The organism is Flavobacterium xizangense, from assembly GCF_054075145.1.
Genome location: NZ_JBSIPG010000335.1, coordinates 1 through 235 on the forward strand (window position 1 = coordinate 1; position 235 = coordinate 235).

The window sequence follows — 235 nt, forward strand, 5'->3', positions numbered from 1 at the left end:
TGGACGTAGATATAACAGCAAGTCTAAAATAATTCATAACTCATAATTAATAATTCATAATTAATTAGAAATCATGCCATACGTAAAAATTGAAGTAACACGTGAAGGCGTTACGAGAGAACAAAAACAGCAGTTAATTTCAGGCATCACACAACTTATTACAGATGTCTTAGACAAAGATCCCAGCCTTACACATATCGTAATTCAGGAAATCGAATTGGACGATTGGGGATTC

General features: G+C 33.6%; 1 protein-coding gene. It reads left to right on the plus strand.

The window, feature by feature from the left end; all coding sequences use genetic code 11:
• Positions 1-73 precede the first annotated feature (73 nt).
• Positions 74-235 (plus strand): tautomerase family protein (locus ACWA1B_RS23670; RefSeq protein WP_456911147.1); only part of this gene is annotated, 162 nt, incomplete at its 3' end.